The organism is Agrobacterium sp. InxBP2 (assembly GCF_026191755.1).
Classification (GTDB): Bacteria; Pseudomonadota; Alphaproteobacteria; order Rhizobiales; family Rhizobiaceae; genus Agrobacterium; species Agrobacterium pusense.
Window position 1 is genome coordinate 677,400 of the sequence record NZ_JAINDY010000033.1, and the last position, 12,759, is coordinate 690,158.

12 protein-coding genes are annotated in these 12,759 nt (G+C 59.7%); 5 read left to right on the forward strand and 7 right to left on the reverse strand.

Features of this window, described 5'->3' with window-relative positions:
- Positions 1 to 1,215 carry a TadE/TadG family type IV pilus assembly protein gene (locus tag K7A42_RS21205; protein ID WP_282455803.1) on the reverse strand — a complete coding sequence of 405 codons (1,215 nt, stop codon included), beginning with the start codon at positions 1,213 to 1,215 and terminating at the stop codon, positions 1 to 3.
- 428 nt (positions 1,216 to 1,643) lie between these two features.
- Here K7A42_RS21205 and K7A42_RS21210 point away from each other — a divergent pair, with 428 nt between their 5' ends.
- From K7A42_RS21210 to K7A42_RS21230, 5 genes are all read left to right on the forward strand, one after another.
- The gene (locus K7A42_RS21210) at positions 1,644 to 2,771 is read left to right on the forward strand and encodes an S-(hydroxymethyl)glutathione dehydrogenase/class III alcohol dehydrogenase (protein ID WP_004442072.1); all 1,128 of its coding nucleotides are present in this window, start codon (positions 1,644 to 1,646) and stop codon (positions 2,769 to 2,771) included.
- Positions 2,772 to 2,908: 137 nt separating this feature from the next.
- A complete protein-coding gene (locus tag K7A42_RS21215; RefSeq protein WP_322784303.1) occupies positions 2,909 to 3,799 on the forward strand; it encodes a hypothetical protein in 891 nt (296 codons plus the stop codon).
- Positions 3,800 to 3,907: 108 nt separating this feature from the next.
- On the forward strand, positions 3,908 to 4,171 hold the full coding sequence (locus K7A42_RS21220; RefSeq protein WP_034499138.1) for an acyl carrier protein: 264 nt from the start codon (positions 3,908 to 3,910) through the stop codon (positions 4,169 to 4,171).
- Entirely contained in the window at positions 4,168 to 5,700 is a 1,533-nt protein-coding gene (locus K7A42_RS21225; RefSeq protein WP_282455805.1) for an AMP-binding protein, read from the forward strand. Before K7A42_RS21220 ends, K7A42_RS21225 begins: the two co-directional genes overlap by 4 nt.
- The gene (locus K7A42_RS21230; protein WP_022556253.1) at positions 5,684 to 6,961 is read left to right on the forward strand and encodes a type III PLP-dependent enzyme; all 1,278 of its coding nucleotides are present in this window, start codon (positions 5,684 to 5,686) and stop codon (positions 6,959 to 6,961) included. The genes K7A42_RS21225 and K7A42_RS21230 overlap by 17 nt, the downstream gene beginning before the upstream one ends.
- On the opposite strand, the gene K7A42_RS21235 is transcribed toward K7A42_RS21230, so the two are convergent.
- From K7A42_RS21235 to coaD, 6 genes are all read right to left on the reverse strand, one after another.
- Positions 6,962 to 8,119 (reverse strand): aminodeoxychorismate synthase component I, encoded by a 1,158-nt coding sequence (locus tag K7A42_RS21235; RefSeq protein ID WP_048902825.1) that lies wholly within the window; start codon positions 8,117 to 8,119, stop codon positions 6,962 to 6,964.
- Positions 8,120 to 8,310: 191 nt separating this feature from the next.
- Positions 8,311 to 9,441, reverse strand: a complete 1,131-nt coding sequence (tgt, locus tag K7A42_RS21240) for a tRNA guanosine(34) transglycosylase Tgt (RefSeq protein WP_004442089.1) — start codon at positions 9,439 to 9,441, stop codon at positions 8,311 to 8,313.
- Positions 9,441 to 10,523, reverse strand: a complete 1,083-nt coding sequence (gene queA / locus K7A42_RS21245) for a tRNA preQ1(34) S-adenosylmethionine ribosyltransferase-isomerase QueA (protein WP_022556255.1) — start codon at positions 10,521 to 10,523, stop codon at positions 9,441 to 9,443. The genes tgt and queA overlap by 1 nt, the downstream gene beginning before the upstream one ends.
- 262 nt (positions 10,524 to 10,785) lie before the next feature.
- On the reverse strand, positions 10,786 to 11,295 hold the full coding sequence (locus K7A42_RS21250; protein WP_037093468.1) for a peptidylprolyl isomerase: 510 nt from the start codon (positions 11,293 to 11,295) through the stop codon (positions 10,786 to 10,788).
- Between the two features lie 36 nt (positions 11,296 to 11,331).
- On the reverse strand, positions 11,332 to 11,901 hold the full coding sequence (locus K7A42_RS21255) for a peptidylprolyl isomerase (RefSeq protein ID WP_004442095.1): 570 nt from the start codon (positions 11,899 to 11,901) through the stop codon (positions 11,332 to 11,334).
- A gap of 28 nt (positions 11,902 to 11,929) precedes the next feature.
- Complete coding sequence (gene coaD / locus K7A42_RS21260; RefSeq protein WP_004442098.1) at positions 11,930 to 12,424, reverse strand: pantetheine-phosphate adenylyltransferase; 495 nt, start codon at positions 12,422 to 12,424, stop codon at positions 11,930 to 11,932.
- Positions 12,425 to 12,759 lie beyond the last annotated feature (335 nt).

The window sequence follows — 12,759 nt, forward strand, 5'->3', positions numbered from 1 at the left end:
TCAGTCTTCTTCCACTCGATCCACATAGATGAGCTGGAAGCCCGTGATGATGCCGCCGAAACTGTCGCTCAGTCCGGTAGCCTCGATAGTCACCCGATAGATGGAGTAGGCTTTGACCCTGAAACTGTAATCCCTCGGTGTCCAGGCAATGCTGTTTTTATCTTGAGTCAACTCCCACACCTTCTGCTGAGGTCTCAGGGTGGGGAGCCGCTGCTGTAGCGAAATCTTGATGCCGTTGGTTTTTTCCACGTCCTCGACGGCCCGGCGCCCATTATACCAAACCATGATCTTATATATTCCGGGGTGAAGCTCGACATCCTTGTAGATCGAGCTATTGGCTTCATTATTTTTTTTCTTGCCGGGCGCAGGCGGCCCCCAGTCGCTGTCGAGTTCCATGACATAACGGGTTGGCAATGAGAGCTCGGTGCCCACCTTCTTTTCGATTTCGATCTTGTCGGTGGTCTTTGCCTTATCGACTTCCTTCAGAGTGCAGGCTTTGTCGTTGGCGGTAGGGGCCTCGTTGAGTTTCTTGCTCTGCATTCCGGCCGGATAACCCTGCCAATTGTGGTTACGGCGGCAGCAGGGGCTGCTCCAGTCCTGCAACTCGACACCGGGCCCGGTGCCGCCATCCCATCCAATTTCAGAAAAGGGATAGACACCCCAGCAACCGCCGGGTGTTTCCTTGGTGACGCCGTTTTTCAAGATCCGCTCGACGCCGAGAGCGTTGCTCTCGAACATATTGTCAATGATGACCGCATCGTCCTCGGGGTAAGGCGGGATACCTTCGCAGGACTCATTGAGGCGATATTTCAGCTTATCGAGATTGAACATCTCCGAGAAAATCAAACTGTAACTGAACTCAGCCTTGATATTCGTCGTGGTCCAGTCCACCTTCACCTCGCGCGAGAGGACCTTCTGCTTGGTGGATTGAATCATCGCATCGAAGGCTGCGGCCACATTGTCGCGCCGGACTTCGTCGGACAATGTGTAGGTGCGAGTCGGCTTGGTGGCTCTTTCACACGCCATGGCCATGACCCGCTTTGACTGGTTGTAATAGGCCAGCGCCCTGCCACCCTCAAAAAGCAGCCCCAGCAAAATGATAAAGACCGGCAGCAGCAGCGCTGTCATAATGGCGAAGGTGCCTTTGCGGTCTTTGAGGAGCGACGAAAACGGCGCCCTTTTCCATGCTGCTTTTTTTATCCACCTGCTCGTCATCAAAACACCGTCTCATGTCGCTCATGGCCATGGGGAAGGCGCGCTGTGAAAAGCGACGGGCCTGGCTTTCTGCGACGCTAAAAATATCCGGCTCGCACCGGTTTCCTGAAAATTGCTCGTTGGTCCCCGGTGGGGTTGGTTTTCGAGCACCCTCGCCTGATCCCTGGAAATACAGGGGTCAATTAACACACAAACCGTAAATCAAAACTCAACCGGAACCACAAAATATGAAGCGAATTCATATGCTTAATTCATTAATTAATAAATTAGCTAAATAAATGAGAAGCGTATGACCGCGTCGCGGTAGTGAATGGGGTGCATTCACCGCCACGTGCGTAAACACAAACTTGGGCTTGCCCCTTGTCCCTCCAGCCAAGCTCGGGCAAAACAGCCCCATCCAACCACAAGACAATGCCAGGAGATAAGATATGGACGTCCGCGCCGCCGTTGCCATTCAGGCAGGAAAACCGCTCGAGGTCATGACCGTTCAGCTCGAAGGTCCCCGGGCCGGCGAAGTGCTGATCGAGGTCAAGGCGACCGGCATCTGCCACACCGATGACTTCACCCTTTCCGGCGCCGATCCGGAAGGCCTGTTTCCGGCCATTCTCGGCCATGAAGGCGCCGGCATCGTCGTGGATGTCGGACCGGGCGTTACCTCCGTCAAGAAGGGCGATCATGTCATTCCGCTCTACACGCCGGAATGCCGCGAGTGCTATTCGTGCACCTCGCGCAAGACCAATCTCTGCACCTCCATCCGCGCCACGCAGGGCCAGGGCGTGATGCCGGACGGCACCTCGCGATTCTCGATCGGCAAGGACAAGATCCATCACTACATGGGCTGCTCGACCTTCTCGAACTACACGGTTCTGCCGGAAATCGCGCTCGCCAAGATCAATCCCGACGCGCCCTTCGACAAGGTCTGCTACATCGGCTGCGGCGTGACGACAGGCATTGGCGCTGTCATCAACACCGCCAAGGTGGAGATCGGCTCCACGGCCATCGTCTTCGGCCTCGGCGGCATCGGCCTCAACGTGCTGCAGGGCCTGCGCCTTGCCGGTGCGGACATGATCATCGGCGTTGACATCAACCCCGACCGCAAGGCCTGGGGCGAAAAATTCGGCATGACGCATTTCGTCAACCCGAAGGAAGTCGGCGACGATATCGTCCCCTATCTTGTCAACATGACCAAGCGCAACGGCGACCTGATCGGCGGCGCGGATTACACCTTCGACTGCACCGGCAATACCAGGGTCATGCGCCAGGCGCTGGAAGCCTCCCATCGCGGCTGGGGCAAGTCGGTCATCATCGGCGTTGCGGGTGCTGGCCAGGAAATCTCCACCCGTCCGTTCCAGCTCGTCACCGGCCGCAACTGGATGGGCACCGCATTCGGCGGCGCGCGCGGCCGCACGGATGTGCCGAAGATCGTCGACTGGTACATGGAAGGCAAGATCCAGATCGACCCGATGATCACCCACACCATGCCGCTCGAAGACATCAACAAGGGCTTCGACCTGATGCACAGGGGCGAAAGCATCCGCGGCGTCGTCGTGTACTGATCGGCCGGCAACATCAGCAGGCGCGCAGCACGCGCGCCTGCCCATTCATGCAAATGTGATCGCTCCTTCGGCCTTACAGCCAGCGCGATTAACGGGACGGTAAATCTATCGTTGTAATCCCATAACGCGCGGTGGGGTTGAAAAATCTCTTCCTCAGGCCGAGTGACGCCAGACAGCGGAGAGCGCCCCTGAAAATCGTATCGATCGATAACGGAAACCGCGCCGCCGCCATCAGTCTTCTGACGAAAGGTTTCCCTGAAAAGAGCGAGGCCTTCTGGTCCCGCGGGCTTGCGCTGATCGCCGAACATCACGAACGCCGGCAACTCGGTCCCGTCGGGCAATTGCTGATGAAAGGTGACGCCACCGCCGGTGTATTGCTGACAATCAAAAGCCGCCTGCCGGATACCGGCACTGTCGTCGTCAATCTGTCCAGCTGGTATGTCGAGCCGGCTTGCAGATGGTTCGCGCCGCGCATGCTGCAAATGGCGTCGTCTTCAGAGGATGAGGTCTTCACCGACCTCACCCCCTCGGCCGAAGCCTGCAGGCTGAATGAGAGGCTGGGCTTTCACACGGTGACGGATTGCACGCTTTTTTATCCCCTGCCGTTGAAGGCGTTGCGCCCCTCGAGCGCCCGCCTCATAACGCTTGCCTCCGCTCAACCCGGTACGCTGACCAGCGAGACGCGTGAGATGCTTGAAGATCACGCGCGCCTCGGCTGCATCGTCGCCATCATGCAGGCGGATGGCCGTCATTACCCGCTGGTCTTTCTGAAAACGGCGACCAAAAGGGCGCCCTCCGCGCGCCTCATCTATTGCGAGGACCGCGCAGTCGTACAAAGACACATTGCCGCGATCGCCCGCCATCTCCTTCGCCACGGCAGATTTGCCATGACGATGGCTGCACTCGAGGGTGAACGAAACGCGGGCGGCTTCGCTGCACATAAATCTGCGCCGATACAAGTAAAAGGCGCATGGAACCCACAATTTATTAACGAAACATACTCAGAGTTGGTGTTATTGCCACCCTAGGTATTTTAGTGGTGCTGGGGTTGTCCTGACCGAAACCTGGCCTTTACAGATAAACGGGGTTCCGGGGCGGCAGCCATGGAAAATATACGGGGAGATCGGGGAATGAACATGCTTGCAGCAAAAACGAGCGAAATAGAGATTGCTGATACCATTCACTCCTATCTTTCGGACCGTTTCCCTGCCTATGCACCTTTTTCGGCCGACACGCCGCTTCTCGAGGGAGGCGTCATCGATTCGCTCGGCTTTCTGGAGCTGATGATCTTTCTTGGTGAAGGCTTCGGCATCATTCTCGACGACGAACATTTCACCCCCGACAACCTTGGCACGCCCGCCGATCTCGTCGCCTTCGTCCTCAGGGAACGGAGGCGATGACACCTCCTTTCCTGCTGCACCACCTGCTGGGCGCGCGCGCGGCAAGCGACGGGCAGGCGATCGTTTATAAAGACACATCCCTGAGCTACCGGCAATTTGCCGAAGCGGCGGAACGATGCGCGGCTGCCTTGCAGCAGGCCGGGGCGCAACGCGGCGACCGAGTCGTCATTTTTCTGCCGCGAGGCACGGAAGAATGCTGGTCGATCTTCGGCGTCAGCATGGCCGGATGCGTCTTCGTGCCGGTCAATGCGCTGCTGAAGGCGCAGCAGATACGCCATATCATCGTGGATTGCGGCGCCGAACTTGTCATCAGCAATGCGACCATGCGCGACGAGCTGAGCGCGGCGCTGGAAGGTCTGGCCGGTGTCCGCGTGCTTCTGGCGAACGATATCGCCGAAGGCGGCAAGACGTCAGTCAAAAGCCCGGCGGCAATCGGCGAAGACCTCGCGGCGATCCTCTATACATCCGGTTCTACCGGCTCACCCAAGGGCGTGATGCTGTCGCATCGCAATCTCCTGGCCGGCGCGCGCATCGTGCGCACCTATCTGGAGATTACCGGCAAGGATCGCATTCTTTCCCTTCTGCCCTTCAGCTTTGACTATGGCCTCAACCAGCTGCTGACGGCAGTGGAACAGGGCGCGACAACAATCATCTCCACCTTTAGGCTCGGTGACGATATCGTCCGCGACCTGCGCGACCATGCCGTGACCGGGCTTGCCGGGGTGCCGACAGTCTGGGCGATCCTGACGAGGGCGGCGCCGTCGCTTGCCAGGACGCCGCTTCCGCATCTGCGTTACATCACCAATTCTGGCGGGCGCGTGCCGCAGGAAACTGTGAAGGCACTGCGCGAAAAGCTGCCGGACACGAAAATCTACCTGATGTACGGCCTGACCGAAGCCTTCCGCTCCACCTTCCTGCCGCCGGATGAAATCGATCGCCGCCCGACCTCCATCGGCAAGGCCATTCCCGAATGTGAGATATTCATCGTCACCGCTGAGGGACAGCGGGCAAAGCCCGGCGAACCCGGCATTCTCGTGCATCGAGGCCCGACCGTTTCGCTGGGCTACTGGAACCGGCCGGAAGACACGGCGAAAGTCCTGCGCCCGCATCCCTTCATTCCGGCGGCACTGGGCGGAGAAACCGTATGTTACTCCGGCGATCTGGCGGTGGAAGACGAAGACGGGTTCTTCAGCTTCGTTGCCCGTAACGATGCGATGATCAAGTCTTCGGGTTATCGCATCAGCCCGACCGAAGTCGAAGAAAGCCTGATGTCGACAGGCTTGTTCCAGCAGGTCGCCGTCATCGGCCTTCCGGACCCCTTTGCGGGGGAAAAGGTGCATGCCGTGGCGACTGCCGCCAATGAAAATATCGATGTTTCCGCGGCACTGAAGAAGGCCGCTGAAATGCTCGCCCCCTTCATGATCCCGCGCGCCATCGAGCTGGTCGACCGGTTGCCCGTCACCGCCAATGGCAAGGTGGACTACCGCGCGCTTGTGCGCGAACGGACGGACAATGGCGCCCACGGATAAACCCCAGAGCCACGGTCCCGCCCTTGCGGCCGCGTCATTCGATATCAGTGAAAACGATCTTGTGATCGGCGGGCTTGCCGTGCGCGATATCGTCGCCGAAACCGGAACTCCATGCTTTCTCTATGATGCTGGCGCGATGCGCCGCGCCTACCGCGATCTCCAGGCGACGCTCTCCGGTTTTGCCGATATCTATTATTCGGTGAAGGCCAATCCCCTGCCCGCCATCATCGCACTCTTCCGGCAGGAAGGCGCCGGCGCGGAAATCGCTTCCGCTGGCGAATATCGCGCCGCTATAAAGGCTGGTGTCGCGCCGGAAAACATCATCTTTGCCGGGCCCGGCAAAAGCAGAGCCGAATTGCACGAAGTGATCACGGGCGGCATCGGCGAAATCCATATCGAAAGCGCCGAGGAAATTGCCCGCATCGAGGCAATCGGCAAACCCGTCAAGGCCTCTGTCCGCATCAATCCGGTGCCGGATGCGCAAGCCGGCGCCATGCGTATGGGCGGCAAGGCCACCGCTTTTGGTTTCGATGAGGAAGAACTGGAAAATATCCTGCCGCTTTTCCGGCGCGCGGGCGTTATCGATCTCGTCGGCATCCATATCTATGGCGGCACTCAGATCCTCGATGCGGACATGCTTGTCTCGCAATGGCGACATGCCATCTCAATTGCCGCCCGCATGGCGGAAATGCTCGGCAAGCCGCTTGAAACCATCGATCTCGGCGGCGGCCTCGGCATCCCTTACTTCGCCGGCGAAGCACCGCTCGATCTCGCGAAGGTAAAAGCCGCCGTCCCCGATCTGAAGGCACTGCTGAAAGCGCATCCGCTGATCGCCGACGCCCATGTCATCGTCGAGCCCGGCCGCTTCCTCGCCGGTCCGGGCGGCATCTATACGGCCGAAGTCAATTCCGTGAAGACCTCGCGCGGAACCACCTTCGTTGTGACGGATGGCGGCATGCACCATCACCTGGCCGCTTCGGGCAATCTCGGTCAGATCGTCAAGCGCAACTACCCCATCGTTGCGCCCGCCATGATGCAGGCCGACCACGCGGAGACTGCAACCATCGTCGGCCCGCTCTGCACGCCACTCGATACGCTGGCTCGCAATGCGGCATTGCCGAGGCTCCAGGCCGGTGACCTCATCGCCATCCTGCAGTCAGGCGCCTATGGCGCAAGCGCCAGTCCCGGGGGTTTTCTAAGCCACGCGGTGGCGAAGGAAGTGCTGGTGGAAAATGGGGCGTTTGAGATGATCGGGCGATAATCACCTTCGCAGCAGCCTGTCCCCCACAGCGAATTTCGATTTCAGCAGGCACTCGTCATATTCCGCCTCAGCCATGGAATCGAAGACGATGCCGCCGCCGACATTAAAGACGGCGCGACCGTCATCGAACAGTGTCATCGTACGGATCGCCACCGAAAAGCGCATTTCACCACCAGGAGACATGAGGCCGATGGCGCCGCAATAGGCGTCGCGGGGCGTCGCTTCCAGTTCGCGCAGGATTTTCATCGCCCACATTTTGGGCGCACCGGTAACCGATCCGCAGGGAAACAACGCGGCGAAAATGTCTTCCACCGTCATGCCAGGCAACAGTTTCGCCCTGATATGGCTGACCATTTGGTGCACGGTCGGATAGGTCTCGATATCGAAAAGCCGTGGCACATCGAGGCTGCCGACCTCGGTGATGCGGGAAATATCGTTGCGCAAGAGATCAACGATCATCCGGTTTTCGGCGAGCGTCTTTTCATCCGCAAGCATTGCCGCGATGATCGCCCTGTCCTCCTCCGCATCCGCTCCGCGCGGCGTCGTTCCCTTCATGGGATGGGTTTCGATGAACCCCTGCCCGTCAACCGAGAAAAACAGTTCCGGCGAGCGTGACAGGATGACCGGGCCGCCGAGATCGACCAGCGCGCCATATTTCACCGGCTGGCGCTCGATCAATGACCAGAATGCCGTCAGCGGATCGCCGCTCCAGCGGGCATGGACGGGCATGGTCAGATTGCCCTGATAACAGTCGCCCCGGCGTATATGGTCGTGCAACAGCTCGAAACGCCGCCGATACTCGGGAAGTGTCCATGCCGGGACCGGATCGGCAAGAAACGCATCCGCGCCCGGAACTTCGTCAGGCCGCGCAAAGCGGCCGTCATCCGGCTGCGGGCCGGAAAAGACCCCGAAATTCAGGAACGGCACGTTGCGCGGTTCGGCCGCAAAAGACGCAAGCTTCGGCTCGAACAGGAAACCGGCCTCATAAGACACATAGCCAGCTAAATATTTTCCGGCACGGCGCAGTTCTTCCATGCGCTTCAGCGCTGCAAAAAATGCTTCTCGCTCATCCGCGACGATGATTTCCTCCGGCTCGGTGAAGGCTGTCACCGTGCCGGTCGTGTCATCCCGGAAAAGAACGTAAGGCGCATGTGCCAAGGAAAAATCCGTAGAAGGTAAATCTAGAGACTGCAGGGCGTCGGAAAGATACCTTTCCATCGTCATCCCCGGTTCCCGGATCAAATCCGAGGATGTCCCGAGGATCTACCACCCGTTGACTTTAGCGATCTCGGCAGATCCTCGGCACGAGACCGAGGATGACGTCGAGTGTGGAGACAGGTCACGAGGCATTAAACCGGGTCTATATCGCCCCGCGCCCACATTTCGATGGTTTCCGCATAAAAATCGGCGAAACGGCCTTCCTCGATCGACTTGCGGATACCCTGCATCAGCTCCTGATAATAGGCAAGATTGTGCCAGGAGAGCAGCATGCCGCCCAGCGCCTCGTTGGCGCGTACGAGGTGATGCAGATAGGCGCGGGAGTAATCGCGCGAGGCCGGGCAGTTGGATTGTTCGTCGAGCGGGCGCATATCCTCGGCATGGCGGGCATTGCGGATATTGACCTTGCCGCGGCGCGTAAAGGCCAGACCATGACGGCCGGAACGCGTCGGCATCACGCAGTCGAACATGTCGATGCCGCGCGCCACCGATTTCAGGATATCGTCAGGCGTGCCGACGCCCATCAGGTAACGCGGCTTTTCAGTGGGCAGCACCGGCAGGGTAATATCGAGCATGCCCAGCATCACATCCTGCGGCTCACCGACGGCAAGGCCGCCGACCGCATAACCCTTGAGATCGAGCTGCTTCAGCCCTTCGGCGGAGCGAATGCGCAGGTCCGGCTGGTCGCCGCCCTGCACGATGCCGAACATGGCCTTGCCGGGCTGGTCGCCAAAGGCGACGCGGCAGCGCTCGGCCCAGCGCAGCGACATTTCCATGGCGCGCTCGATTTCCTTGCGCTCGGCCGGCAGCGCGATGCACTCATCGAGCTGCATCTGGATGTCCGAATCGAGCAGGCCCTGAATTTCGATCGAGCGTTCCGGTGACATGTGATGCAGCGAACCGTCCACATGGCTCTTGAAGGTCACGCCCTTCTCATCCAGCTTGCGCAGGCCGGACAGCGACATGACCTGAAAACCGCCGCTATCGGTGAGGATCGGGTGTGGCCAGCGGATCAGCTCATGCAGGCCGCCAAGGCGGGCGACACGCTCGGGGCCGGGCCGGAGCATCAGGTGATAGGTATTGCCGAGAATGATATCCGCCCCCAGCTCGCGCACCTGATCAAGATACATGGCCTTGACGGTGCCGACAGTGCCGACGGGCATGAAGGCGGGCGTGCGGATGACGCCACGCGGCATGGCGACTTCGCCGAGGCGCGCGCCGCCGCTCGTGGCTTTCAGGGTGAAGGTGAATTTGTCGTGCATCAGTTTTTCCGGAACAACAGGCTGGAATCGCCATAGGAATAGAAACGGTATCCGGTTTCGATGGCGTGCTTATATGCGTCACGCATCGTTTCGAGACCGCAGAAAGCCGAAACCAGCATGAACAGCGTCGATTTCGGCAGGTGGAAATTGGTCATCAGCATATCGACCGCGCGGAAACGATAACCGGGCGTGATGAAAATGCCGGTCGCATCGGACCACGGGTGAATGGTGCCATCCTCCGCAGCCGCGCTTTCGATCAGACGCAGCGACGTCGTACCCACGCAGACAATGCGCCCGCCCCGCGCCTTGACCGCATTCAGCCTGTCGGCTGTTTCCTGCGAGACGTGGCCGATTTCGAAATGCATCTTGTGATCGTCGGTATCATCGGCCTTGACCGGCAGGAAGGTGCCTGCCCCAACGTGAAGCGTCACGAAATGCCGCTCGATACCGGCCTTGTCGAGCGCCGCAAATAGCTCAGGCGTGAAATGCAGCCCGGCGGTAGGCGCGGCAACGGCGCCCTTCTCGCGGGCGTAGATGGTCTGGTAGTCGGTCTGGTCCTGCGCATCTTCCGGCCGTTTGGCCGCGATATAGGGCGGCAGGGGAATATGGCCGACGGAGGCAATGGCCTCGTCCAGAACGGGACCGGAGACGTCGAACAGCAGCGTGATCTCGCCCTCCTCGCCCTTCTGCTCGACGGTGGCCTCCAGATGGGCAAGGCCGCAGGCATTATCGCGCTCATAACCGAAACGGATGCGGTCGCCCTGCTTGATGCGCTTGCCGGGACGCGCGAAAGCCTTCCAGCGGGACTGATCGGCGCGCATGTGCAGCGTGGCCGAAACGGCCGTCTCCGGCGCGCCTTCGCGCAGCCTGACACCTTCAAGCTGGGCGGGAATGACGCGGGTGTCGTTGAAAACGAGCGCATCGCCGGCCCGCAGGAAGGACGGCAGGTCGAAAACGCGATGGTCTTCCATGCGATTTTCATTCGGATCGACCACCAGCAGGCGCGCGCTATCACGCGGGTTCGCCGGGCGAAGGGCGATATTCTCCTCGGGCAGGTCGAAATCGAACAGGTCTACACGCATTGCAAGGGCTCTCGAAAATATCAAAACCCGCCCTCAATGGGGCGGGCGGTGTGTAGTGACAAGGCTTCGTCTAACGAGACGTCATCCTCGGGCTTGTCCCGAGGATCTAACCACGTTGCCGTTGGGGATCGTTAGATCCTCGGGACATCCTCGGGCTTGATCCGGGGACCGAGGATGACGGCTGAGAGGTTGGCACCCTTGTCATCAATGTGAAACGCCCCGCAGTTTCCTGCGGAGCGGGTAAACACTTTATAAGCTATTCTCAAGCCGCCGAAGCGAGCTTCATGGACACGATCGAATCGGGGTCCTTCACCGGCTCGCCGCGCTTGACCTTGTCGATGGCTTCCATGCCCTCGATGACCTGGCCCCAGACGGTGTACTGCTTGTTGAGCCACGGGGAATCCGTGAAGCAGATGAAGAACTGCGAGTTGGCGGAGTTCGGGTTCTGCGAACGGGCCATGGAGCAGGTGCCGCGCACATGCGGGATGGCGGAGAATTCTGCCTTCAGGTCCGGCTTTTCGGAGCCGCCCATGCCGGCGCGGGCCGGGTTGAAGCTTTCGGAACCCTTCTTGCCGAATTTCACGTCGCCGGTCTGGGCCATGAAGTCTTCGATAACGCGGTGGAAAACGACGCCGTCATAAGCACCTTCCGATACCAGTTCCTTGATGCGGGCAACGTGGCCCGGAGCAACTTCCGGAAGCAGCTGGATCAAGACCTTGCCGGTCGTCGTTTCCATGATGATGGTGTTTTCCGGATCCTTGATCTCGGCCATGATTATTCTCCTCTGTTCGGGCTCTATTGCCCTGTCTTACTTCTTGCCGACAGTGACCTTGATCATCCGGTCGGGGTTGGAAACTTCGCCGTTGCTGCCCTGCCCGCGCTTGATCTTGTCCACGGCTTCCATGCCGGACACGACCTTGCCGACCACGGTGTACTGGCCGTTCAGGAACGGACCGTCGGCAAACATGATGAAGAACTGCGAATTGGCGGAATTCGGATCCTGCGAACGGGCCATGCCGACCACGCCGCGCGTGAACGGAACCTTGGAGAATTCGGCCGGAATATCCGGCAGGTCGGAGCCACCAGTACCTGCGCGCTGGGCGCTGAAGCCCTTCTCCATGTTGCCATACTGCACGTCGCCGGTCTGCGCCATGAAGCCGTCGATGACGCGGTGGAAGGCGACGTTGTCGTAAGCGCCCTTCTTGGCCAGCGCCTCGATCTGCGCCACGTGCTTCGGCGCGACGTCGGGCATAAGCTCGATGACAACGGGGCCGTCCTTCAGCTGGACGGTGAGAAGTTCGGCGGCAGACGCAAAGGTGCTGGCGGCAAGCGCGCCCGCAAACATGGCGCCGGCAAAGGCAAATCGAACGAGTTTCATCGGATTGGCTCCAAATGTAAGGCTGAAGTCAGCGCTTCAGCTTGGCGTTAAGGGCTTCAAGCACGGCTTTCGGCACAAAGGCTTCGACATTGCCGCCCATGGCGGCGATCTGCCGAACCAATGTGGCTGTAATGGGTCGCGACGAGGTGCCGGCGGGCAGGAACACGGTCTGGATATCGGGCGCCATCTGGCGGTTCATGCCCGCCATCTGCATTTCATAATCGAGATCGGTGCCGTCACGCAGGCCGCGCAGCAGAAGTCGCGCGCCATGCTGACGGGCCGCATCGACAACCAGATTATCGAAGGAAACGACGTCCATGCGCGCCGCTTCGCCCGGCAGCTGCTCCGCAAGCGCCTGCTTTATCAGCCCTGCCCGTTCCTCGAAACTGAACATCGGCGCTTTTCCGGGATGAATGCCAACCGCGACAATGACCTTTGACGCCACGTTCAGCGCCTGGAGAAGCACATCCAGATGTCCGTTGGTCATCGGATCGAAGGATCCTGGATAAAAGGCAATCGTCATATCGCTCTCAGATGGTGGGCGCGTCTCGACGCTTCAGCATATGTGCCGCCTTTTGTCATGGAGAAGCACGCGGCGCAAGACTTTATAACCACCCCTCACAAGCGCGGCCGTGCCGTGAACCCCCGATGAACGGGCCGTTCAGTGCGGTTTCAGAGCCATTTTGTTTAAATGCACAGCATCGGGAAACCGAAACGCCTTTCGCCCGTTAAGCAACCGGAGAATCGAAAATGCTGGCCTTCATGATCGTCGTTTCGGTCATCTCGTCATTCGCAGCCGAGTATCTTTTCCTCGAATGACGGCCTCAGCCAGTTTCCTGAACGCCAGATGAACGAGCC

Bases quoted from the DNA above. Each gene is read 5' to 3' on its own strand.
- K7A42_RS21205 (WP_282455803.1), bottom strand. From the start codon at position 1,215: ATGACGAGCAGGTGGATAAAAAAAGCAGCATGGAAAAGGGCGCCGTTT.
- K7A42_RS21250 (WP_037093468.1), bottom strand. From the start codon at position 11,295: ATGGCCGAGATCAAGGATCCGGAAAACACCATCATCATGGAAACGACG.
- K7A42_RS21255 (WP_004442095.1), bottom strand. From the start codon at position 11,901: ATGAAACTCGTTCGATTTGCCTTTGCCGGCGCCATGTTTGCGGGCGCG.
- K7A42_RS21220 (WP_034499138.1), top strand. From the start codon at position 3,908: ATGCTTGCAGCAAAAACGAGCGAAATAGAGATTGCTGATACCATTCAC.
- coaD (WP_004442098.1), bottom strand. From the start codon at position 12,424: ATGACGATTGCCTTTTATCCAGGATCCTTCGATCCGATGACCAACGGA.
- tgt (WP_004442089.1), bottom strand. From the start codon at position 9,441: ATGCACGACAAATTCACCTTCACCCTGAAAGCCACGAGCGGCGGCGCG.
- K7A42_RS21210 (WP_004442072.1), top strand. From the start codon at position 1,644: ATGGACGTCCGCGCCGCCGTTGCCATTCAGGCAGGAAAACCGCTCGAG.
- queA (WP_022556255.1), bottom strand. From the start codon at position 10,523: ATGCGTGTAGACCTGTTCGATTTCGACCTGCCCGAGGAGAATATCGCC.
- K7A42_RS21230 (WP_022556253.1), top strand. From the start codon at position 5,684: ATGGCGCCCACGGATAAACCCCAGAGCCACGGTCCCGCCCTTGCGGCC.
- K7A42_RS21225 (WP_282455805.1), top strand. From the start codon at position 4,168: ATGACACCTCCTTTCCTGCTGCACCACCTGCTGGGCGCGCGCGCGGCA.